The sequence below is a fragment of the Cytobacillus oceanisediminis genome, from assembly GCF_022811925.1.
Classification (GTDB): Bacteria; Bacillota; Bacilli; order Bacillales; family Cytobacillaceae; genus Cytobacillus; species Cytobacillus oceanisediminis_D.
Genome location: NZ_CP065511.1, coordinates 1,099,257 through 1,123,025 on the forward strand (window position 1 = coordinate 1,099,257; position 23,769 = coordinate 1,123,025).

20 protein-coding genes and 1 pseudogene are annotated in these 23,769 nt (G+C 46.7%); 19 read left to right on the forward strand and 2 right to left on the reverse strand.

Going from position 1 to position 23,769, the window contains the following annotated elements; all coding sequences use genetic code 11:
* Positions 1 to 19 precede the first annotated feature (19 nt).
* The 13 genes from IRB79_RS05780 to IRB79_RS05840 all read left to right on the forward strand — a co-directional run bounded on the left by IRB79_RS05780 (position 20) and on the right by IRB79_RS05840 (position 14,139).
* Positions 20 to 1,516, forward strand: a complete 1,497-nt coding sequence (locus IRB79_RS05780) for an aldehyde dehydrogenase family protein (RefSeq protein WP_243507304.1) — start codon at positions 20 to 22, stop codon at positions 1,514 to 1,516.
* Positions 1,517 to 1,527: 11 nt separating this feature from the next.
* Complete coding sequence (locus IRB79_RS05785; RefSeq protein WP_243507305.1) at positions 1,528 to 2,388, forward strand: NAD(P)-dependent oxidoreductase; 861 nt, start codon at positions 1,528 to 1,530, stop codon at positions 2,386 to 2,388.
* 26 nt (positions 2,389 to 2,414) lie between these two features.
* On the forward strand, positions 2,415 to 3,236 hold the full coding sequence (locus IRB79_RS05790) for a DUF3100 domain-containing protein (protein ID WP_035326022.1): 822 nt from the start codon (positions 2,415 to 2,417) through the stop codon (positions 3,234 to 3,236).
* Entirely contained in the window at positions 3,229 to 3,681 is a 453-nt protein-coding gene (locus tag IRB79_RS05795) for a hypothetical protein (RefSeq protein WP_009335080.1), read from the forward strand. Before IRB79_RS05790 ends, IRB79_RS05795 begins: the two co-directional genes overlap by 8 nt.
* Positions 3,682 to 3,964: 283 nt before the next feature.
* The gene (locus IRB79_RS05800) at positions 3,965 to 5,248 is read left to right on the forward strand and encodes a M20 family metallo-hydrolase (RefSeq protein WP_243507306.1); all 1,284 of its coding nucleotides are present in this window, start codon (positions 3,965 to 3,967) and stop codon (positions 5,246 to 5,248) included.
* Between the two features lie 17 nt (positions 5,249 to 5,265).
* Positions 5,266 to 5,763: a GNAT family N-acetyltransferase gene (locus tag IRB79_RS05805; protein WP_243507307.1), complete on the forward strand. Its 498-nt coding sequence runs from the start codon at positions 5,266 to 5,268 to the stop codon at positions 5,761 to 5,763.
* A 235-nt stretch (positions 5,764 to 5,998) separates the two neighbouring features.
* A complete protein-coding gene (locus IRB79_RS05810; RefSeq protein WP_243507308.1) occupies positions 5,999 to 7,015 on the forward strand; it encodes a TAXI family TRAP transporter solute-binding subunit in 1,017 nt (338 codons plus the stop codon).
* A 13-nt stretch (positions 7,016 to 7,028) separates the two neighbouring features.
* Entirely contained in the window at positions 7,029 to 8,993 is a 1,965-nt protein-coding gene (locus IRB79_RS05815) for a TRAP transporter permease (protein WP_243507309.1), read from the forward strand.
* 13 nt (positions 8,994 to 9,006) lie between these two features.
* Positions 9,007 to 9,726 (forward strand): FadR/GntR family transcriptional regulator, encoded by a 720-nt coding sequence (locus tag IRB79_RS05820; protein WP_243507310.1) that lies wholly within the window; start codon positions 9,007 to 9,009, stop codon positions 9,724 to 9,726.
* A complete protein-coding gene (locus tag IRB79_RS05825; RefSeq protein ID WP_243507312.1) occupies positions 9,723 to 11,138 on the forward strand; it encodes an FAD-binding oxidoreductase in 1,416 nt (471 codons plus the stop codon). The genes IRB79_RS05820 and IRB79_RS05825 overlap by 4 nt, the downstream gene beginning before the upstream one ends.
* Positions 11,131 to 12,396: a (Fe-S)-binding protein gene (locus IRB79_RS05830; RefSeq protein WP_243507314.1), complete on the forward strand. Its 1,266-nt coding sequence runs from the start codon at positions 11,131 to 11,133 to the stop codon at positions 12,394 to 12,396. The genes IRB79_RS05825 and IRB79_RS05830 overlap by 8 nt, the downstream gene beginning before the upstream one ends.
* A gap of 18 nt (positions 12,397 to 12,414) precedes the next feature.
* On the forward strand, positions 12,415 to 13,623 hold the full coding sequence (lhgO, locus tag IRB79_RS05835; protein ID WP_243507315.1) for an L-2-hydroxyglutarate oxidase: 1,209 nt from the start codon (positions 12,415 to 12,417) through the stop codon (positions 13,621 to 13,623).
* A gap of 60 nt (positions 13,624 to 13,683) precedes the next feature.
* Complete coding sequence (locus IRB79_RS05840; RefSeq protein ID WP_243507317.1) at positions 13,684 to 14,139, forward strand: hypothetical protein; 456 nt, start codon at positions 13,684 to 13,686, stop codon at positions 14,137 to 14,139.
* 138 nt (positions 14,140 to 14,277) lie between these two features.
* On the opposite strand, the gene cbpA is transcribed toward IRB79_RS05840, so the two are convergent.
* Entirely contained in the window at positions 14,278 to 14,922 is a 645-nt protein-coding gene (gene cbpA / locus IRB79_RS05845; RefSeq protein WP_243507319.1) for a cyclic di-AMP binding protein CbpA, read from the reverse strand.
* A 138-nt stretch (positions 14,923 to 15,060) separates the two neighbouring features.
* Between cbpA and IRB79_RS05850 the strand changes: the two genes are divergently transcribed.
* From IRB79_RS05850 to IRB79_RS05860, 3 genes and pseudogenes are all read left to right on the forward strand, one after another.
* Positions 15,061 to 15,705 carry a LytTR family DNA-binding domain-containing protein gene (locus tag IRB79_RS05850; RefSeq protein ID WP_243507321.1) on the forward strand — a complete coding sequence of 215 codons (645 nt, stop codon included), beginning with the start codon at positions 15,061 to 15,063 and terminating at the stop codon, positions 15,703 to 15,705.
* A 132-nt stretch (positions 15,706 to 15,837) separates the two neighbouring features.
* Positions 15,838 to 17,372, forward strand: a pseudogene (locus tag IRB79_RS05855) (acetyl-CoA hydrolase/transferase family protein).
* 106 nt (positions 17,373 to 17,478) lie between these two features.
* On the forward strand, positions 17,479 to 18,672 hold the full coding sequence (locus tag IRB79_RS05860) for a class I SAM-dependent rRNA methyltransferase (RefSeq protein ID WP_243507323.1): 1,194 nt from the start codon (positions 17,479 to 17,481) through the stop codon (positions 18,670 to 18,672).
* A gap of 51 nt (positions 18,673 to 18,723) precedes the next feature.
* On the opposite strand, the gene IRB79_RS05865 is transcribed toward IRB79_RS05860, so the two are convergent.
* Complete coding sequence (locus IRB79_RS05865; RefSeq protein WP_243507325.1) at positions 18,724 to 19,779, reverse strand: TRAP transporter substrate-binding protein; 1,056 nt, start codon at positions 19,777 to 19,779, stop codon at positions 18,724 to 18,726.
* An 89-nt stretch (positions 19,780 to 19,868) separates the two neighbouring features.
* On the opposite strand from IRB79_RS05865, the gene IRB79_RS05870 reads away from it, so the two are divergent.
* The 3 genes from IRB79_RS05870 (at position 19,869) to dctP (ending at position 23,549) form a co-directional block, all read left to right on the forward strand.
* Entirely contained in the window at positions 19,869 to 21,461 is a 1,593-nt protein-coding gene (locus IRB79_RS05870) for an ATP-binding protein (RefSeq protein ID WP_431833425.1), read from the forward strand.
* The gene (locus IRB79_RS05875; RefSeq protein ID WP_243507329.1) at positions 21,451 to 22,137 is read left to right on the forward strand and encodes a response regulator; all 687 of its coding nucleotides are present in this window, start codon (positions 21,451 to 21,453) and stop codon (positions 22,135 to 22,137) included. Before IRB79_RS05870 ends, IRB79_RS05875 begins: the two co-directional genes overlap by 11 nt.
* Positions 22,138 to 22,325: 188 nt before the next feature.
* Positions 22,326 to 23,549 (forward strand): C4-dicarboxylate transporter DctP, encoded by a 1,224-nt coding sequence (gene dctP, locus IRB79_RS05880; RefSeq protein WP_232292531.1) that lies wholly within the window; start codon positions 22,326 to 22,328, stop codon positions 23,547 to 23,549.
* The last annotated feature ends 220 nt before the right edge of the window (positions 23,550 to 23,769 follow it).

Below are 23,769 nucleotides of genomic sequence, written 5' to 3' on the forward strand. Positions count from 1 at the left end.
AGCGATAAGGAGAGATTGAATGAGTACAGAGGTTAATAGCCAGAAAACTGCGGTCAGGAATACTGGTGCAGAAACTTATTACAATTACATTGGCGGGGAATGGGTTCCTTCTGTGACAGGGGAAACGTATCCCAGCTTGAATCCTGCCCATACAGATGAGGTACTGGGTTACTTTCAGAAATCGAATGCGATTGATGTGCAAAAAGCAATCGAAAGTGCAAAGAGGGCTTTTCCCGAATGGAAAAATACATCTCCAATCAGCCGGGGGGACATCCTTTTTAAACTGATCTTTCTCATCCAGCAGGAAAAAGAGGAATTAGCAGAAATCATTACGAAGGAAGTCGGCAAAACGATCGAGGCAGCCCGAAAGGAGGTAGATGCAACGGTTCAGGCTCTGAAGCATTTCAGCGGCGAGGCTAACCGGATCTCAGGAGAAACCGTGCCTGCGATTGATCCGAAAACCTTTGCCTGCACGATTCAGGAGCCGCTGGGAGTGGTGGCCGTCGTTACGCCATTTAATTTTCCGCTCGGAATCGCCATCTATAAAATTGCACCTTCCATGCTGGCGGGAAATACGATCATCTATAAGGCCGCAAGTGACACGTCTTTAATCGCAGTGAAGGTGGTCGAGCTGTTCGAAAAGGCTGGAATGCCAGCGGGCGTGCTGAATATGATCACGGGCCCGGGCTCTGTCGTGGGAGAAGAGCTTGGAACCAATCCGGAAATTAAGGCAGTCTCGTTTACAGGCTCCTCTGATGTCGGCATCCATCTTGGCAAGCTCGTGACAGCCCATGGCGGAAAAATGCAGGCTGAAATGGGCGGGAAGAACGCGACGGTCATTCTGGAGGATGCCAATCTGGAAGATGCTGTCCAGAGTGTGGTCATCAGCGGATTTTATAATAACGGCCAAAGCTGTACGGGAACCAGCCGCGTGATTGTGCCCCGGTCCATTTCGCGAAATGTCATTGAGTTATTAGTTGAAAAAGCGAAGCAAGTAAAGGTCGGCAATGGGGTTCGGGAAGGATATGACAACGGCGCGGTTGCGAATAAGCATCAATTGAATACGTATCTCCATTATGTGAATAGCGCCATCGAAGAAGGAGCTGTGCTTGAATATGGCGGAAAGCAGCTGACAGATGGCGATTTGGCGAATGGCTATTTCGTTGCTCCGACTGTTTTCAGTAAAGTTACAAAAGATTTTACAATCGCCCAGGAAGAGATTTTCGGTCCTGTTGTGGCTGTGATGGAAGTGGATTCTTACGAAGAGGCGATTGAGCTTGCAAATGATACGGATTTTGGCTTGTCATCCGCCATTTTTACGAATGACCTTCAGAAGGCATTCGATTTTGTCCGAAAAATTGAAACAGGGGTCACGCACGTAAATATCCCATCCAATCATTATGAAAACCAGCTCCCGTTTGGCGGCAAAAAGACATCCAGCATCGGGCCGCGTGAACAGGGCAGTACGGCATTGGATTTCTGGCTTGATACCAAAACAGTTTATATAAAACCTTAAGGAGGGAGAGGATGAAAAACATTGGCGTAATTGGCTGCGGGGCCATGGGAAAGGGCATTGTGAAAAATTTAATCAAAAGCGGGTATAAGGTGTATGCTTATGATCCAAGTCAGGATGCACTGGCGAAATGCGAGGCGCTGGGGGCCATTCCCCAGCCTTCTCCATACGAGACAGCAAGACAGGCGGATCTAGTAATTTCTTCATTGCCTGGACCAAGTATTGTGAAGGATGTTATGATGGGTGGAAGCGGAGTCTTTCCTGCTTTAAAGCCTCACAGTTTTGTGCTGGATATGAGCACCATAGACCCGAAAACAGCCCAGGAATTGAATCAGGCTGCAAATGAGCAAGGCATCCATTTTTATGACTGTCCGTTAAGCGGGGGACCAAAGGGTGCTGATGCCGGTACGCTGACCATAATGGTTGGGGGAGACGATAGATATTTGCCGGACATTCGCCCGGTCCTGGAGAGCGTAGGAAAGGATATCTTTCTGCTCGGTCCTTCAGGATCAGGCCAGGTGGCAAAGCTGTGCCATAATATGCTGGTTGCACTAACGACTGCAGGCCTGGGGGAGGCTTTTGCAGTGGGGGAGAAAGCAGGTGTCAGCCGGTCTCAGCTGGCGGAAGTCATTCAAAGCGGGTCTGCGCATAATCGCGTTCTGACCGTATTCGGTGAAAATATCCTTCAGCATACATACGAGAATGTGCTGTTCAGCCTGGAGCACATGAATAAGGATATTCACTTATACAAAGAAACAGCCGAATTTTATAGCGAAGATTCTCCTTTGGGTCAGCTGGTGTGCGATATCTATGAAAAGGCGATGGAGCAAGGGAAGGGCAAGCTTGATTCTTCCGCCGTGTGCGGATCTATCTAGAAATCTTTTAATCTAGGGGGGAAAACATGAAAAACGAAAAGACAGAAATTTTAAAAGATTGGCGCTTGCATGCCGTTGTGCTAGTTCTGGTTGCGGCCACCGAAGCGATTGGACAGATCAGCTTTAAAGTAGGCGCAGGGGTTATTCTGCTGCTGCCTATGCTCTATGCTTTTTTCCTGGGGCTGGGACTTTACTTCACTCCGCTTATTAAGGAAAAACAGGCTAAAAATGCAGAGCCCCTCATCGTGCTTGGGGTTACTCTTTTAATTGCGAAAATTGGAGTAACGATCGGGCCGCAAATCGAGGCAATCATTGCGGCGGGGCCATCTTTATTGCTGCAGGAACTTGGTAACTTGGGAACGATCTTATTTGCACTGCCAGTGGCCATTTTTCTTGGTTTTAAAAGAGAAGCCATTGGCATGACCCACTCGATTGGCCGGGAGCCGAACGTCGGGCTGATTATGAATAAATACGGATTTGATTCGCCAGAAGGCAGAGGAGTAATGGCTATTTATATTTTCGGTACTGTGTTTGGTGCTGCCTTCCTTGGATTGATTTCCGGATTCCTGGCCACGATTACGCCGCTCCATCCGCTGTCGTTCGCGATGGCATCGGGGGTGGGAAGCGGCAGCATGATGGCGGCCGCCAGCGGATCGCTCGTCGCTGCCTTCCCTGAAATGGAGGCGCAGATTGTTGCCTTCGCAGGCGCCAGTAACCTGCTTTCACTTTCTACAGGGCTGTATGCCAGTATTTTCATTGGATTGCCTCTTACTGAAAAGCTGTACAGCATCATGATGAAACGCAAAGAGAAAAAGGCTGCGGACAAAGGGGGAGATATCCATGCTTAAAAATATAACAGAGTGGTTCCTGATTTTAGGCATATTCGGTCTTTCAGCGCTAATCGGAAACTGGGTAGGCTACGATATCCTGCCGTCTGCAGCCATTCCGGGCATGCTTGTTTTAATTGTCATCAGTGTGCTGGGTCTGATTCTTGAAAAAGTGCTGCCAGGCAATATCCCGAGCGTCGGATATATCGGGATTATCGGAATCATCGTTTCCATTCCGGGAGTACCGGGATCTGAATATGTTGTCGAGTGGACAACTCAGGTCAATATCCTCGCTCTTGCTACGCCAATTCTGGCTTATGCAGGCATCTCGATCGGAAAAAACTGGGCTGACTTTTCCAAGCTGGGCTGGAGAAGCATTATTGTCGCAGTTTTCGTGTTCTTCGGAACTTTCATCGGATCTGCAGTAATTGCCGAGATTATTTTACGAATGCAGGGGATTATTTAATGATTTGCGGCCTGGCAGGTTGATATCTGCCGGGCTTTTTGCACTGCATCAGTCATTTTTTAGCACTGCCTCAAAATTTATCGGCCACTTTCACAGGTTTATCGGTCAGATTTAAAATATATCGGTTACTTTATTGATATATCGGTCAAAATTCCATTTTATCGGTCTGTTTTCCGAGATATCGGTCAAGTTTCCAATTTATCGGTCACTTCGCGCAGAATCAACATTCTAGTAATCTCACAGTGTTAATAGTATCAAAAAAAATTAAGAAAGAGTGAAACCCATGAACCTTTATGAACAGTTAATAAAAGATTATGACCAAGAACTGACACACTCAGGTGTAAACGGCGAAAGATTGGCCTCAAGGCTTGATGAGCTTTCAAGAATAGGCCTCATGGAAAGCGGCGGGGTAACACGCCCAGGCTATTCTGCCGACGAGAAAGAAGCGAAAGAGCTAGTAATCAAGTGGATGAAAAACGCAGGACTTACCGTTACAGCAGATGGAGCAGGAAACGTTTTTGGAAGACTCGAAGGAAAAACAGAAGGTCCGGCAATCGCTTCCGGTTCCCATGTTGACAGTGTTCCAAATGGAGGGCATTTCGATGGGCCGTTAGGGGTTCTTTCAGCATTGGAAGTTGCGGAGTCATGGAAAGAAACAGGATACATACCGGAGAAGCCGTATGAGGTTGTGATTTTTTCAGATGAAGAGGGTTCGAGATTCAAGAGCAGCTTAACAGGCAGCCGGGCATTTATGGGGCAGCTGAAGCCGGAAGAAATGGATAGCCTGCGGGATGAAAATGGCAAGTCGTTTCGGGAAGTATTGACCGAATATGGCAGCAGTGCGGAAGAGTGCTTAAAGGCAGGAAAAAACAGGCGTGAAATTGAAGCCTTTGTGGAAGTCCATATCGAGCAGGGGAAGGTGCTGGAAAGAGAGAATCAGCCAGTTGGAGTGGTAAAAGGCATTGCAGGGCCAGCCTCGCTGGAGGTTACCTTTATAGGAGAAGCTGGACATGCAGGAAATACGCCGATGGCTGGACGAAAAGATCCGCTGGTGGCTGCCTCATTGTTTGTAGCTGCCATTGAGAATTTTCCAAAGCAGGTCAGTGATACGGCCGTTACGACTGTCGGAAAGCTGAACGTACATCCAAATGGCTTTAATGTCATCGCACAGGAAGTAATATTAACAGTGGATATCCGGGATATTTTTGAAGAAACCCGTGATCAGCTGCTTGATCAAATTAAGATCGAAGCGGTGAAAATAGCAGAGGAACGAAGTATTGACGTGCAAATGAACCTGAATGCCAAAATCAAACCTTTGCCAATTGATGAAAGCCTGCAGGCTGGTATAGCAGAATCCCTTGAGAAGTTCGATATTAAACCCGTTTACATCCCAAGCGGCGCCGGCCATGACACCATGATCGTCGGAACTGAAATGCCGGCCGCCATGCTGTTCGTCCGCAGCAGGGATGGCATCAGCCACAATCCGCGGGAATGGACGTCATTAAATGACTGTGTATATGGTGTACATGTTTTGAAAGATTTTGTTGAAGGGCTTATGAAAAAATAGTAAAAGGGAGCAATCGCATGATCATCCGCCACATAAAACCAGCAGACGCCCAGGCCCTGGCCGACTTGATCAAACAAGTAGAAAACGAATCAGACTACATGCTTTTCGAGCCAGGTGAAAGAAAGACCTCAGCCGAGGCACAAAGAAAAAGAATAGAAGCTATACAAAAAGAAGACCAATCGACTATCATCATCTCGGAAAAAGATAATCAATTGGTCGGCTTCTTAATGGCCATTGGCGGTGCTGCACGGAGAAACCGGCACTCAGCCTATCTCGTTGCAGGCATCCTCAGCGAACACAGAGGCCAGGGAATCGGCACAAAGCTGTTTGAAGAGCTTGACTGTTGGGCAAGTAAACACGATATCCACAGGCTGGAACTCACAGTAGTTATCCACAATCAGGCCGGTGTCGCCCTCTACAAAAAGGCCGGCTTCCAAGTAGAAGGCACCAAGAAACATTCGCTTATGATAAACGGAGAATTTGTCGATGAATACTATATGGGTAAGCTGTTATAAAAGAAAGGCCATTTTCTGAACAGAGAAAATGGTCTTTCTTTGTTTGTAACTCTGCCAGGTAAAAACTCCTATTTTCACATTCGAAAACCCAGAAATATCAAAGGATGAGCCCATTTTATTTTCCGGAATAAAACAAAAAGTCTGAATTTTAATTGAATTCAAAACCTGTAATCTTGTATACTTGTAATACAAGTTTGAAAAAACGCTTACATACTTACTAGAAAGGGAGGATTTTATGATTCAGAAAAAGTGGAAGATTATCATATCGGTTCTGACACTTGTTTTTATTGCCATTGTTGGCGTGCGGACAGCGGCCGAGAACAAGGATAAAAAGTTCGTATCCGTTGCCACCGCTTCAACAGGAGGTACATATTACCCGATTGGGGTTGGAATGGCCAATGTATGGAGCAGTCATTTAAAGGGTGAGAAAATCCAGGCGAGCGGCCAGTCTTCAGCCGGCTCCATTGAAAATATAGAACTGCTTCGTGAAGGGGAAGCACAGCTTGCCATTCTTCAGGGGTTAATTTCGTCCCAGGCCTATGCAGGAGATGGCTCCTTTGAAGGAAAGCGTTATGAGGATCTGCGCACGATCTCCATGCTCTGGCCAAATGTGGAGCATTTCGTGCTGATGAACAGTAAAATCAACAGTGGAACCATCGACGATATAAAAGGAACACAATTTTCTGTAGGGCCGCAGGCAAGCGGTACGGAGCAATCCACAGTTGTGATGATGGAAGGCCTTGATCTTACGAAAAAGGATATTTCTCCTGAGTATCTTGGCTACAGTGACACGGTTTCCGCGATGCGTGACGGGAGATTGGATGGAGGCTCGCTTCCTGCAGGAATCCCGATTTCCGCTGTAACAGATATGTATGCAAGTAATGTCAAAGCATCGATTTTAGAAGTAACCGATGAACAGCTGGATGCCATTAATGCAGTATCTGACAGCTGGTACCGCTATGTGATTCCTGGAGGGACATATCCTCGCATTGACGAAGATATCAACACCATTGCCCAGCCGAACCTTTTATCCACAACAAAAGAAATGGACGAAGAAACCATCTATATTTTAACCAAAACGCTCTATGAAAATCTGGATGAAATGTATGAGGTTCATAGCTCTGCCAAGGAAATGACACTGGAAACGGCCCTTGATGGCGTATCCGTGCCATTGCACGCCGGAGCCTACAGATATTTTAAAGAAGCAGGTCTTGATATACCTGAAAATCTAATTCCGCCGGAAGCGAAATAAAGGAGGGAAAACCATGACAAAATCAACAAGCGAACCCATTGTACAGCCAGCCGATCTGGATAAAGAAGCAGGCGGCGGCATGCGGCTGCTGGAGGGTCCATACAAAAAAGCGGCTGCCATCATTGCTGTTCTGTTTTCTGTTTTTTCCATTTATTCGAATGGATTATCCAATATTCAAGAGATTTATAGAAACCTGATTTTTCTGGGCATCCTGCTGGTCATGACTTTTTTCTATTATCCGGCCGGAAAATCTTCCAATCAAAAAAGGTTTACAGCCCCTGATTATGTCTTTGCGGCGCTTGCCATTGCAGGTCTTGGCTACCTGCTCCTGAATTACACAACGATTCATGTGGACCGCGGCTCCCAGCCGATTATGATTGACTATGTCTTTGGAGCCATTACGATCATCGTCCTCCTTGAAGCTTCAAGACGGGCAGTTGGGATCTTTATCCCGATCCTGTGCGGAGGGGCTATTGTATACGCCCTGTTTGGAACCTACTTCCCGTGGATTTTCGGGCATGCCGGCTTTTCACTGGAACGCCTGCTGTACCGCCTTTATATGACGACTGAGGGCGTGCTGGGATTGACGCTTTCGACGGCATCCACATTCATCGTCATGTTTGTCCTCTTTGGTGCATTCCTGTCTGTAAGCGGTGCAACCCAGCTTTTCAATGATCTCGCCCTTGCCATTGCAGGCAGAAAGCGCGGAGGCCCTGCCCAAGTAGCGGTCATCTCCAGTGCACTGACAGGATCATTGAGCGGAAGTGCAGTGGCCAACGTCGCGACAACAGGAGCTTTTACGATTCCATTGATGAAATCCATTGGCCTTAAGCCCAAGTTTGCCGGTGCCGTGGAAGCGGCTGCTTCAACAGGCGGAATGATTATGCCGCCGATTATGGGCGCTGCCGCCTTCATCATGGCCGGTTTCCTTGGAATCTCTTATACAACGGTCATCCTGGCAGCGATCATCCCAAGCTTTCTCTACTATATCGCACTGATTTTTGCTATTGATATTGAAGCGAAAAAGCAAGGCCTAAAAGGCATCAGTAAAGAAAATATCCCGGATGTCGTCCAAATCCTGAAGGAACGCGGTGTCCTGCTTATTCCGATCATCGTTGTCATCACAACACTATTAATGGGAAAGACAGCTCTATTTGCCGGATTTGCCGGAATAGGTGCTGTCATTGTGGCGAGCTGGCTGGCAAAGGATAAATCTTCAAGAATCACGATTTCTAAAACAATTGAAGCTTTTATTGAAGGCGGAAGAGGGACGATTCAAGTCGGGATTGCCTGTGCCGCCATCGGAATCATCATCTGCGTTGTCACCATGACGGGAATTGGATCTACATTAGCTTATAATATTGTCGAATTAACGGGCGGCCAGCTTTGGCTGATTTTAATCGTCGTCATGCTCACTTGCATCGTTTTAAGTATGGGGCTTCCATCCACAGCTCTTTACATCGTCGTTGCGGTTACGGCAGCTCCTGCACTTGTGGAAGCGGGCGTTAATCCAATCGCTGCACATTTCTTTGTGTTCTGGTTTGGTGCATTGTCCAACATTACGCCGCCTGTGGCTCTGGCATCATATACCGCAGCAGGACTGGCTGGCGCCAATGCGATGCAGACATCATGGGAAGCGCTTAGAATTTCACTTCCGGGTTTTATCATCCCGTTCATGATTGCCTATAACCCTATTATTCTGCTTCAGGCAGCAGAGGGAGAAACGATATCCATTTTATCAGTCGCACTAGTGGTCCTCACAAGTACGCTGGGCATTTACGCCCTGGCAAGTTCGCTTGGAAACTACCTGAATGCCAAGCTGACGATTGTTGAAAGAGTCCTAATGTTTGCAGGGGCTTTAATGCTTATTAAGCCAGGCATGATCACGGATATTGCCGGACTTGGGCTTTGTGTGTTTGCGATTCTCTTCCACATCATCAGAGTAAAGAAAAACAGTTCTGTCGAAATCACCATATAAGGAGCTAACATCAATGAAAATCGAACGGAAAAAAATCTCGGCCCAGGTGCTGGATCAGCTGAAGGAAATGATAAAAGAAGGCAAGTTCACGGCAAATGAGCCGATGCCATCCGAGAATGAACTGGCCAAACTGTTTGGCGTCAGCCGTGCGCCTGTTCGAGAAGCATTGAGCGTATTATCTGCCAGCGGAATTATTGAATCCAGGCAAGGCGGCCGCAGCTTTGTCAAAGAAGTTAATATGGCAGACATGCTTGGTTCGTTAGCGATTGAATACATTCCCGTGGAACAGGTTTTTGAGCTTCTGGAAATGCGGATGATTATGGAGACACAGGCAGCAGCGATTGCTGCCTTGCGTCGTGATGAGGCCGACCTGGAAAAAATGAAGCTGGCGCTCGATCAATTTGAAATCACGCTGACGAACCCCGAAGCGGTAGGCGATCTGGCAGACGTTAATTTTCATAAACACCTGATCGCTGCAACGAAAAATCGTTTCATGATACAGGTAATGGAAAATATCGATGATCTGTACCGAAAAGCGATTGCTTTTTCCCTTCAGAAGAATGTGGGTCTTCCGGCAAAGCGCGAACAGGTTTATCAGGAGCATATGAGCATTTTTACAGCTATAAAAGAACAGGATGAAGAAAGAGCGGCAAAGGCGATGCGGGTGCATCTTGAGAATGTTACAAAGAAATTGAAGGTGAACGAAGGGGAAGGAAAGAAGGTGCCGTTGTGATCACCGAACAGATTGTTGAGAGGCTTAAAAGCATCATGGGATCAGAAAAGCGCATTCTGCTTGAGAAAGCAGACTTGGTCTCATATTCATACGATGGCTCATTTGGAGCCTATATTCCGGAGATCATCCTGCAGCCAGTTTCGACTGAGGAAGTGGCAGGCATTGTAAAGGTCGCCAATGATATGAAAGTACCAGTCTATCCAAGAGGCAGGGGAACGAGTCTGAGCGGAGGCCCGCTCCCTGTCCATGGCGGGATGGTCCTTGATTTTTCCAGGTGGACCCAGAAGCTGATCATCGACCCGGAGGATACCGTTGCAATTGTATCTCCAGGTGTCATCACTGCTGATATTGACCGTGAGGCACAGCGGCATGGGCTGATGTATCCGCCGGACCCAAGCAGTTCCCATGTTTCCACAATTGGAGGGAACCTTGCCGAGAATGCAGGTGGGCCGCGCGGTTTAAAGTACGGGGTTACAAAGGATTATGTGCTGGGGCTTGAGATCGTCACGCCAGAAGGGGACATTATCCGGACAGGCGGACGGACGGTCAAAAACGTCACAGGCTATGACCTGACGAAGCTGATTGTGGGTTCGGAAGGGACATTGGGCATCATCACAGAGGCAACTCTTCAGCTGATTCCAAGGCCGCAGGCAACCCAGACGATGATGGTCATATTTGATGATATTATTGATGCCGGAAAAGCGATTTCTGCGGTGCTAACTTCCGGCATCCTGCCTTCCAAAATGGAAATCATGGATCAGGCTTCCATCCGGGCGGTTGAAGAGTTTCAGCCGATCGGGCTCCCGATTGATGTGGATGCCATTATCCTGATTGAGCTTGATGGCCATCCTATCGCTATCAGGGATGAAAGCGAGCAGGTGAAGCAGGTTTGCCTGGAAGTAGGGGCAAGGGAAGCCATCATCGCCAGGGATGAGGAATCTGCTGTGAACTTATGGAAAGCGAGGAAGCTCGTTTCACCTGCGATTGTCAGGAAAAAACCAACGAAAATTTCCGAGGATGCCACAATTCCAAGAAGCAAGATTCCTGAAATGTTCAGAAGGCTTCAGGAAATCAAAGCAAAATATGAAATCGACTTAGTCGTATTCGGTCATGCTGGCGACGGAAATCTGCATCCGAATATCATTACCGATAAACAGGACAAAGAAGAAATGAAGCGTGTGGAAAAAGCAGTAGCGGAGATTTTTTCCGCTGCGATTGAATTGGGAGGAACCCTCTCAGGCGAGCATGGCATCGGAACCATGAAGGCGCCATTTATGGAGATGGAGCTTGGGGAAGCGGGACTGGATATGATGAAACGAATGAAAACAGCGTGGGATCCGAACAACATTATGAATCCGGGCAAGATTTTTCCCGAGACAAAAGGGCAGAAGCTGGTGTTAGTCCATGACTAGCCAGCTCGCCTATAAAGAAACGTTTGACTGTGTCCAGTGCGGCTATTGTCTCCCGGCCTGCCCCACATATGCCAGCTTGGGGAAGGAAAGGCATTCTCCACGGGGCCGAATCAATCTTGTGCAAATGGCCGCAGAAGGGAAAATAACCATCGATGAAATAACCGAATCAATGGAGCTCTGCCTTGGCTGCCGTGCCTGTGAAACAGCCTGCCCAACCAATGTGCAGTATGGAAAAATCCTCGAATCATTTAAGAAAGTAAAAGCTGCCGAAGCACCAGCTCCATTCATAGAGAACATGGCTCTGCAAAAGGCCTTGCCGAATAAAAAACTGCTGGCAGTCATGAGAGCTTCACTTCGGGCCTATCAAAAAACAGGCATTGATTCGTTTGCCCGCAAAAGCAAGGTGCTCAGCATTCTTCCCGAACAGCTTCGGGCTTTTGAAGAGATTGCTCCGGCTGTGGAAATGCCAAATAAACAGCTGAGAACAGGCATCCTTCTGCCAGAGCGCGATCCGAATGCCCGTGTCGCTTTTTTTACAGGCTGTATTATGGATGTGTTTTTTGCCAAAATCAATGACCTCAGCATCAAGCTGCTTCAGCATGCCGGCTGCGAAGTCACCGTAATCAAGGAACAGACCTGCTGCGGTGCCCTGCAGAACCATAGCGGAGATACGGGAACATCCAGGAAACTGGCGAAGGAAAATATTGCGGCTTTTGAAAAAGGGAACTTTGATTATGTGGTTAATGCGATTGGCGGCTGCGGTGCGATGCTCGTTGAATATGATCATCTTCTCGCAGATGACCCGGAATGGGCAGAGCGTGCCAAGGTGTTCGCACAAAAGAATAAGGATGTAAGTGTAATACTGAACAAACTCGGAATCAGTTTCAGCCGGGAACTCTCAGGTGCTGTGACCTATCAGCCATCCTGCCATCTGTTAAATGTGCAGAAGGTGGCGGATGATCCCGTTCAGCTCCTCGAAAGCATACCTGGCATTACATATATTCCTCTTCCTAAAGGGGATGTGTGCTGCGGATCGGCCGGAATCTATAATATTGTTCACTATGAAGAGTCCATGGAAATACTCGACGCCAAAATGGAACAAGTCCAAAAAATCTCGCCGGACACCATCGTCACGTCTAACCCTGGCTGCCATCTGCAGATGTGCCTCGGGGTGAAACGGGAAGGGCTAGAAGAGAAGGTGCGTGTGGTCCATATTATCGAATTACTGGCAAAAGCCTGCGGGATCGATCATAAATAAGAGAAAGGGTGGAGGATCATGTATGATTACATCATTATTGGCGGGGGCATTGTCGGCCTGTCAACAGGAATGGAGCTGCTGAACCGGTTTCCGGCAGCAAAAGTGGCCATCCTGGAAAAAGAAAGCCATGTGGCGGCCCACCAGACAGGCCATAACAGCGGCGTCATCCATTCCGGAATTTACTATAAACCTGGCAGCTATAAAGCCAGGCTTGCCAAAAAAGGCAGCGAGTCCATGACAGAATTTTGCCGTAAGCATGGCCTTGAAGTGGATATCTGCGGAAAAGTCATTGTCGCAAGCGAAGATTTCGAACTGCCTCTATTGGATGATTTATATCAGCGCGGTGTAGACAATGGCCTGGGAATCCGCATGATTGACGATGGCGAGCTCCATGAAATCGAGCCGCATGTGAACGGAAAAAAGGCCATCCATGTGCCAATGGCTGGCATTGTCAATTATAAGCAGGTTTCGGAAAAAATGGCTGAGATCATTACAGCAAAAGGCGGGGACATACTGCTGAATCATAAAGTATTAGCCATTGACGAAACGGCTCAGGAAGTTGTCGTCCAGACCAGCAGGGGAGAGATAAGAGGAGCTTACTATGTAAACTGCGGCGGCCTGCAGTCAGACCGGATCGCCAAGCTTGCCGGATTGAAAACTGATGTCAAAATAGTGCCATTCAGAGGCGAGTATTTCATGCTCAAACCGGAGAAAAGCAGCCTCGTCAAAAATCTCATCTACCCTGTGCCAAATCCCAACTTCCCGTTCCTTGGGGTCCATTTTACCAGGATGATTAACGGAGCCATTGATGTTGGTCCAAATGCCGTTCTAAGCTTTAAGCGGGAGGGCTATAAAAAGACGGATCTGAATGTGGCAGACCTTATGGAGGTTGTGGCTTATAAAGGCTTCTGGAAGCTCGCAAAGAAATATATGAAAGAGGGAGTGGAAGAAATGATCCGCTCAGCATCCAAGGAGCTCTTCATGAAAAATGTCCAGAAGCTTATGCCGGACATCCAGAAGGATGATATTGTTCCCGGGCCGGCCGGTGTCAGAGCGCAGGCCTTGAAGGACGATGGCTCATTAGTCGATGACTTTTTCATTGTGCCTAGCAAGCGCTCCATTCATGTCTTAAATGCACCATCTCCGGCCGCGACGGCGTCCATTGAAATTGGAAAAGAAATCGTCAGGAAGATGGACGGAATGTTTAAGATGGAATCAGCTGTTTAAGTAATTGGAGAATAATTCAAAATCCCCTGAACCATAATATGGAAGAAAGGGGATTTTTACATGAAAGCAACTACAGCGATCAGGCTGCTTCACTTGGTCATTCCTTGGCTGACCATATTTTTTCTGCCGAAAAAGTCATTCAATAAATTTTCAACCGTTTCGGTTTTTGCAGGTATTTTAGTGTTAATTTTAAGCACTCTGGCCATACCCTTTAAATGGTGGACTGTGGAAGGCGGACACTTCAAGAAACTTCTCAATGATCTAACCTTCATACTGGGTCCATTTTTTATCGGGACCTTATGGATCTTTCATTTTACCTTTGGCAGTTTCAAGAAGTACCTGACAGTAAATGCAATCATGGATTTGCTGTTTGCATACCCGCTAAATTACTTGTATCAAAGGTTTAACTTATACAAGCTCGTAAAATTTAAGCCCATCCATATTTTCCTGTTTTTCACCTCTTACGCATGGATTATTTACGGGTATCAGGAATTCTTCCATCGGAATAACCGGTAAGAAAAAGCCATTCCATCAAGGAACGGCTTTTCTCGTTAAAGAAGAAAGTATAAAACTCTGAACGTTGATAACTGTCTAGCGCAAGCAGCCTACCCCCTCGAGGTGTCGGGGGTGGGCGAGGCGCTTCCGCTTTTCTCGTTAACACTCACCATTATGGCACTCGACCCCAATCACACGGAAGCCATTTGTGTCCAGTTCTTTCTTAATTTTATCCAGGGTTTCCTCTGTCGTATCCTTCGGCAATGTAAAAAGGATACGGCGGATCAGGCTGACATGGAAGCTGGATGAGTCCAGTGAAATGACTCCCTGTATATCGCTGTATTTACTGATAATACTGCTTATCTTTTTCAGTGTTCCCTGTGTGCCATAGCTTCCCACAGTCAGCGTATAGCTTCCGCGGTTCAGTCCCCACGCTTCCTCCAGCAGTTCCAGGACGGCCGCATGTGTCAGCAATCCGACAAACTGCCCATTTTCTTTTTCAACCGGCAGATAAGGATATCTCTTCAGCGTGAAAAAGGCTTTCATGAAAGAGTCATCCTCATCAATTACGGTCTGCTGGTCTTTAGCCAGAGCCGTAATCGGTTCAACCAAAGAATGATTCTCCTTATATTCTAAGATATCAACCTTATAGATATTGCCGACAAACTTTGTATGTGCGGCATCCAGAATAGGGACACAGCGGTAGCCAGTTTCATTTAAAAACTGCAGCGCCTGTTCCAAATTAAAGGTTTCATCACAAAACCGAACATCTTTTTTCTCCACCATCTGATGGCGAATCAGCATATCAGCATCCTCCTTTACCCCTAACCTTCTCTATTCTATGCCGGTGCCTTTTCGGCAATGATAAGAAATTAAGTGAATCCCCCTCCGAAAACTTGTAAAATAAGAAAAAGCCATCATCATGAAAGGTGCTGAGAGAACGTGGAAAGCATTACAGTTGTATCGCTGCTGGATGTAATTGGAGAGCTGTTTTCCGATGAAATATCCATAGCGGTTTCCAATACGAATGAATATATCTATTACCGGCCGAGCAAGCGCATCGATTTGAAAATCAGGCCGGGGGACAGGGTAAAGGAAGGAACCATCGCCTATAAGGCTTTAGGGACACAGCAAAGAGTGTCGGAGTTTATTGACCGCGATGTATTTGGTGTTCCGTATCACGGCATGGCCGTGCCATTTTTGCATGAAGGAAAGCTTGAAGGCTGCGTAACCGCCATTTTCCCGGCATTGACGGACGGCAAATCGGTTGTGACAATGAAAACGAATGATGGCTGGATTCCGATTCCTTTTTCCGAGGTTGTTTACCTTGAGGCAAAGGATAAGAAGACCTATGTACATACTGGCGGCAATTCAGGCACCCATAAATACTCGCTTCAGGATTTTGAGTATTCTTTGCCGAAGGACAGTTTCATCCGCTGCCACCGCTCATTCATTGTAAATGTCAATCATATCAAGGAAATCTTTCCTGACACGCATTCCACTTTTCTCCTCGTCATGAAAAATGGGGACCGGGTGCCTGTCAGCCAGTCTTACTCCAGCTATTTCCGCAAATTGCTCGGTTTTTAGAAAATTCTTTCTGTTTCAGCCTTGGAATTTGCTGTTTTATCGGAATTTTCCGTAATATGATCGGAAAAGTCCTGGCTCCCTCTTTATCCGGGTAAAATGATTTTATATATCATGATAGAGGGGATGAGCATCATGGAGAAAAATTTAGAACGGATTCGCGACAGCCGCCTGCATGACCGGGTTGTCACACCGGAAGAAGCAGCATCCTGGATTCAGGATGGCATGACTCTGGGGCTAAGCGGCTTTACACGTGCGGGTGACGTGAAAGCGGTGCCATTTGCGCTGGCCGATCGTGCCCAGCATGAGAGCTTTAAAGTGAATGTCTATACAGGGGCTTCTTTGGGATCTGATGTGGATAAGCTTTTTGCTGAAGCGGAGATTTTAGGAAAAAGGCTGCCATTTCAGGCCGATCCGACCATGAGAAAAGGGATTAACCAGGGGGATTTCTTATTTGTCGATCAGCATTTGTCCCACACGGCAGAGCTTGTGCGCGCCAGTGTCATGGATCCTATTGATTTCGCTATTTTGGAAGCGGTTTCTATCACGGAGGATGGGCTGATCATTCCGTCTACTTCAATAGGAAACTCGCTATCTTTCGCTGAAAATGCCAGACACATCATCATCGAAATCAATCTTGCCCAATCCACGCAGCTGGAAGGTTTGCATGATTTATATGAACCTGGCAAGCAGGGGGAACGGAATCCGATTCCGCTGACGAAAGCAGACGATCGTATTGGCGCTCCTGGAATTAAAGTGGATTTGGATAAGGTGAGGGGAATCGTATTCACAAATCAGCAGGACTCTCCTTCGACAATCGTTCGCCGGATGAAGAGACCGCCATCATGGCCCAGCACCTGCTTCAGTTTCTCCGCGGGGAAATTGCAGCCGGCAGGCTGACAAATAGCCTGGCACCGCTGCAGTCAGGCATTGGTTCCGTGGCAAATGCCGTGCTTCATGGAATGCTCGACTCTGAGTTTGAGAATCTGGAAGTCTATTCAGAAGTGCTGCAGGATGCCGTATTCGATTTGATGGATGCCGGAAAGGTGAACTTTGCTTCCTGCTGTTCTATCACTCTATCGGATGAAAAAATGAAGGAGGTTTTCACGAACTTTGACCGGTACAGGGACCGTTTAATCATGCGTCCGCAGGAGATTTCCAACCATCCTGAAATCATCCGCCGCCTCGGCTTGATTTCGATCAATACAGCGCTCGAGCTTGATATCTATGGAAACGTGAACTCCACCCATGTCCTTGGAACGAAAATGATGAACGGCATCGGGGGATCTGGCGATTTTGCCAGAAATGCGCGCCTGGCGATCTTCGTGACAAAATCAATTGCCAAAGACGGCAAGATTTCAAGCATCGTCCCATTCGTCTCACATGTTGACCACACCGAGCATGATGTGGATGTCATCGTGACGGAACAGGGCTATGCAGATCTTCGCGGACTTGCTCCAAGACAGCGAGTCGAACTGATCATCGAGAATTGCGCACACCCTCTGTACCGCGACCAGCTTCGCGAATATTACCGGGAAGCCCTCACAAGAGGCGGACAGACTCCGCACGTACTGGAAAAAGCCCTCTCCTGGCATACAGACTTCGCCAGGAATGGAACGATGCTGAAAGAAACAGCGGAAGCTGCCCCTACTCAGTGGAGTTTCTGCTAAAGCATCTAGTGCCAGGCACCCATACCACTTCACCCAGCTGGTATAGGTGCCTGGCACTTTTAATGTTACAATGATAGCTATACTAACAAAATGATTGGGTGGAAATATGAGTAAAGTTATCAAATTAATCGCGGCTTCTAAATATAAGAATGGGTTTAAGGATGGCTATCCGCTGGTGACGGAGGAGTCGGTGCAGCGTATTCCGAAGGGGATAGAAGAGGGTGCGGTCATTGAACTGGCTGATGAGAGCGGACGGTTTATCGGCAAAGGATATTATGGAAAGCAGAATAAAGGCAGAGGCTGGATTCTTACGCGTAATCCTCAGGAAACCTTCGACGAAGCGTTTTTTGCGAAAAAATTTAAAGAAGCTTTAAAAAGGCGGGAAGCTCTATTCCGTGATTCCGAAACAACCGCTTTTCGGGTTTTCAATGGAGAAGGAGATGGAATCGGAGGCATCACGATTGATTATTACGATGGATTTTACGTGATCAGCTGGTACAGTGAAGGGGTTTACACCTTCAGGGATACGGTGATTCAGGCATTGATGAACAGTGCTGATGTAAAAGGCCTGTATGAAAAGAAACGGTTTGCTGTAAAAGGTACTTACATCGAGGATGATGATTTTGCAGCAGGAGAACGGGCATCTTTTCCGCTGATGGTGAAGGAGAATGGAATCAGCTTTCCTATTTATCTGAATGATGGCGCCATGGTAGGCGTATTCCTTGACCAGAGGCATGTCCGGAAGACGATCAGGGACAAGTATGCGGAAGGAAAAACGGTACTGAACACGTTCTCTTATACGGGCGCTTTTTCAGCGGCTGCCGCATTAGGGGGAGCAGTGAAAACAACCAGTGTTGACCTTGCCAACCGCAGCAAAAGCAAAACCATCGAAATGTTCAGTGTCAACGGCATTGATTTTGAGGCACAGGATATCATTGTGGAAGATGTGTTCAACTACTTCAAATACGCCGTTCGGAAGCAGCTGAAATTTGATATGGTCATCCTGGACCCTCCAAGCTTTGCCCGTTCCAAAAAACATACATTCAGCGCCAGAAAAGATTACCCGGAACTGCTCGCGCAGGCCATTCAGATCACAGAAAAGAACGGAATCATTGTGGCATCATCAAACTGCAGCACATTCAACATGAAAAAATTCAAAGACTTTATCAAAAAAGCGTTCGCACAAACAGGGGACCGCTACAAAATCCTTGAGGAATTCACCCTCCCGGAAGACTTCCGCACCATTAAGGAATTCAAAGAAGGAGACTACCTCAAAGTAGCATTCATACAGAAGCTGTAAAAAAGAGTGACAGGCACCTTCAGCGGGCTAGCAGAGGTGCCTGTCATCTTTTTATTCATATTTAGCCCGCAGCTCCTGCATCTCTTCCACAAGTTTCTTCCCGATTTCATGCGAAAAGTCTTCATAGACAGGGTCCAGTTCAGCCTGCCATTTCTGTTTTTCTTCAGGTGTAAGCTCATGAATTTGAATGGAGGAATTCAGCCTGATTTTTTCAAGCAGTTCTTCGTTCATTTCAAAAGCCATCCGGCTGTTCCATGCGGTTGTTTCTTCCATTGCCTCAAGCAGAATCTTCTTTGTTTCCTCACTCTGCTCATTCCAGACCTTTTCGCTCATCATCACCGCATATCCAAGATAGCCATGATTGCTGATTGTCATATGCTTTTGCAGGTTATAAAATTTCTTTGAGTAGATATTGGAAATGGTATTTTCTTCTCCATCCACATCGCCTTCTTCAAGGAGTTTATAAGTGGAATTGAATGAATCCTGAACAGCCTTTGCCTTCAGGCGGCTGAATTGGGCCGATATCACATCACTTTGCATGATTCGGAAGGATTGTCCTTCCAGATCCCCTGGTTTTTGGATAGGACCCTGATTCGAAGTGATCTGCTTAAATCCATTTGGCCAGTGGGCGAGCCCTTTAATGCCGTCCCCCTGCAGGGATCTCAGCAGCTGCTTGCCGATATCCCCGTTCAATCCTTCAAGCGCAGCTTCACGCGTAGGGAACGCAAAAGGCAGATCCAGCACTCCCCATTGCGGGGAAAGCATGCCTAGCTTGGATGTGGAGGGGGCAATAAAGTGAACCTGGCCTTCTTTAAGAGCATTTATTTCTTCTATATCAGAATAGAGACTGCCATTTGGAAACACCTCTATTTTAATATGGCCATTCGACTTTTCGGCGACAAGTTCCGCAAACTTTTGGGCGGCAAGGCCCTTCGGCGTATTTTCAGCCACCACATGGCTGAACTTGAAGACAATTTGATCCTTGAGCCCTTCCTGGTCATCATCATAGGGAATCTCATCCCGGGGAAAAAAGCTTTGATAGCCAAAGAAGCCAGCCAGCAGCAAAACCATACCGGCAAGGAGAATATAGCCTGCGGCGCTTTTCATTTGAATCCTCCTTTTTAAAACTATTAATGTTATCATACTTACAAGAATTCTATCCGTAAAGGCAGAAGGGAGGGACCCTTGTGAATCAGATGCCCATCCGCTGGAAGATTACCATCCTGTCTTATGCAGTCGTTATTTTTTCTTTATTGATTGGCGGAATGGTCGTTATTGCAAACATCCAGGAGCAGGAAGAAAAAGAACTGAGAATACGCTCGATGAATACAGCCAGAACGGTGGCAGAACTGTCAGATGTGAAAAAAGGAATCCTGCAGCCCCAGGGCTGGAAGACGGTTAACAAAGTCGCAGAGGAAATCCGCATTATTAATGAAACAGATTATATTGTAATCATGAATATGGAGCGTATCCGCTATTCTCACCCGGTCAGGGAACTGATCGGCAGGCCTTCTTCAGGGGAGGATGAGAAGCCGGCTTTTGCCGAGCATATTTATTTTTCCAAGGCAGAGGGAGACGTCGGCACCTTTATCCGCGCATTCATCCCGATCAAAAATGAAAGCCTCAATCAAATCGGTGTGGTCGTTGTCGGCAATAAGATCCCTTCGATTACGGAGATTATCACAGATCTGGCAGACGAAATCAGCATTATTGTCCTGCTGACACTCATATTTGGACTGATCGGCTCTTTAATGCTTGCCAATCATATTAAAAAGCAGATGTTCCAGCTGGAGCCCCATGAAATAAAACGGATGCTGGAGGAAAGGACAGCCACGTTCCATTCGATCAATGAAGGCGTAATCGCGATCGATAACCAGGAAAACATTACGATTTTCAATGAAAAGGCAAAGAAAATATTTAATGTGACAGGACCCGTCGCCGGCAAAAAAATCAGAGACGTTCTAAAAGACACAAGGCTCCCGGAGATTGTGGAGAGTAATCGTGCAGTCTATAACGAACAAATCATTGTAAGCGGCAAGGTCATCCTGAGCACCAGAATTCCCATCCGGAAAGACAATGAGAAGATTGGAGCTGTGGCCATCTTCCAGGACCGTACAGAAGTCACGAAGCTAGCCGAAGAGCTGACAGGCGTAAAAAGCTTTGTAGAGGCGCTTAGGGTGCAGAACCATGAACATATGAACAAGCTTCACACCATTGCCGGATTGATCCAGCTTGGGAAAGCAGACAAAGCATTAAAGCTGACGTTCGATGCTTCTGAGGAGCAGGAAAACCTCTCGAATTTCCTCAGCGATAAAATCAGGAACGATGCCATCGCAGGCCTTTTATTAAGCAAAGTGCGGCGCGGCAGGGAATTGGGCATCACTGTGGTCATTGACCTAAACAGCAGCCTGGAGGAGTTTCCGAACCGCCTGGATCACCATGACTTTGTATTGCTGCTGGGCAATCTGATTGAAAATGCCTTCGGGGCTTTTGAGCATAGTGATCGTGAAGATCGAAAAGTTGATATCAGCATTGAACAGACCGAAGAGATTTGTGCCGTGCTGGTGGAAGATAACGGCTGCGGGATAGAGGAAGCGCTTTTGCCGAAGCTATATGAAAAAGGATTCACCGCCAATAAATCAGGCGGGACAGGATATGGGCTTTACCTTGTTAAACAAATTACAGAAAAAGGCGGAGGAGCGATCGAAGTGTCAACAAGCCGGGGTGAAGGAACTTCATTTACGATCACTTTTCCTATGGAAGCGGAGGGAGAATCATATGGCGGTTAAAGAGGAAATCAGTGTGCTGCTGATTGAAGATGATCCAATGGTCCAGGAAGTGAATAAAGAATTTATTGCAAGTGTTGAAGGATTTAAAATCATCGCGGCAGCCGGAAATGGGGAGGAAGGCATCACCCTTGCCAAAAAGCTGCAGCCTGACCTGGTGATTTTAGATATTTTTATGCCGAAAAAAGATGGCATTCAAACCCTGCAGGAATTCAGAAAGCAGCACCTTGATTCTGATGTCATTGTCGTTTCCGCTGCAAAGGATAAGGAAACCATCAAGCTGATGCTTCAAAACGGAGCCAGGGATTATATTATCAAACCCTTTAAGCTGAACAGGATTCAGCAGGCTCTCGAAAAATACCGCCATTACAGGGAAAGCCTTAAGGAATCAGGCATCCTGTCACAGGAGCAGCTCGATGCCCTGATTTATGCCAAGCAGGCGAAGAAAGAAGCAAACATTCTGCCAAAAGGGCTGAATGAATTCACCTTAAATGAAATTACCGCATTTATGCAGCAGCAGACTGAACCTCGCTCTGCCGAAGAAGTCGCCAACGGCATCGGCATTGCCAGAGTAACCGCCCGCCGCTATCTTGATTACCTTGAAAAAAGCGGTGCGATCAGGCTTGATGTGCAGTACGGGGGAATCGGCAGGCCTGTCAATCGGTATGTCATTGTTTAGTTTCATTCCTTGAGACCAAAATGAACAAAACATCCGTTATGACCATAAACTTCTCGCTTTTATCTGAAAACGCTATCATTTCTAATAGAATGAATAGTTAGAAAAAAGGAGATGAGATAAAAGTGAAGAAGCAGCGGATTTATAAGAATTTAACCTTTCAGGTATTAACGGCTATTTTTATCGGTGTTATGGTCGGGCTGATTTGGCCGGAAGTCGGAAAAGAGATGAAGCCGGTCGGCGACACCTTCATCAACGCAGTCAAAATGGTCATTGCCCCGATTATTTTCCTGACCATCGTCCTTGGAATCGCCAAAATGGGTGATATGAAAAAAGTCGGCAAGGTTGGCGGGAAAGCGTTCATATATTTTGAGGTTGTTACTACACTTGCTTTAATGATCGGTCTTATCGTCGTTAATGTCATTAAACCAGGTGCAGGCCTGAACTTTAATGAATTGGAAAAAGGGGATGTTTCACAGTATACAGCCAATGGCGGTGAGGGCATTAACTGGATCGAATTTGTGACACATATCGTGCCTTCCAACATGGTGGATGCCTTTGCAAAAGGAGATATCCTGCAGGTATTATTCTTTTCTATCTTATTTGGTGTCGGTCTGGCCGCTCTTGGTGAAAAGGGCAAAATCGTCATTGAATTTTTGGATAAGCTATCATTAGTCTTCTTTAAAATTATCGGCTATGTCATGAAGGCAGCCCCGCTTGGAGCATTTGGAGCGATGGCCTATACAATCGGACATTTCGGCCTGGCATCCCTTGTTCCGCTTGGGAAACTGATGATTTCCGTGTATGTGACGATGTTCTTATTTATCTTTGTTGTTTTAAATATTATCTGCAAAATGTACGGATTCAGCTTATGGAATTATCTGAAGTTCATCAAAGATGAAATTTTAATCGTATTAGGCACAAGTTCATCAGAATCAGTGCTTCCGAGAATGATGGATAAAATGGAGCGCATCGGCTGCTCGAAATCGGTTGTTGGGCTGGTTATCCCAACAGGTTATTCCTTTAACCTGGATGGTACATCCATTTACCTGTCCATGGCGGTTGTCTTCCTTGCACAAGTGTTCGGAGTGGATCTGACAATCGGCCAGCAGGTTACCATTCTATTAGTGCTCATGCTGACTTCAAAGGGTGCTGCGGGTGTAACAGGCAGCGGATTTATCGTATTGGCATCCACGCTTGCCGCCCTTCAGGTTATTCCTCTGGAAGGATTGGCGCTTCTTCTTGGTGTAGACCGCTTCATGAGTGAAGGAAGAGCCATCGTGAACCTGATCGGAAACGGAATCGCAACGATGGTTGTAGCAAAGAGCGAAAATGAATTTGATGAAAATAAGGCTAAGAAAGCCATTAGTGAAATGAAATTAATGAAGCAGGAGCAGCAAAAACAGGCTGTATAAAAGGCAAAGGCCATTCTCAAAAGGGAATGGCCTTTAATCATATATTGACGAAAGGGCTTTGCTGTTCCCCGACAATTCCTGCACCTATTTCCCGGGAAAAAATCAAGTATAAGAAGGATTGTCTGTCCTTTCAATCAAACGTTTGATTGAAAGGTAAATTGTTGAATAACCGCGAAAAACAGACAAAATTTAGAAAGTTATAAAAATTGTATGGTATGAT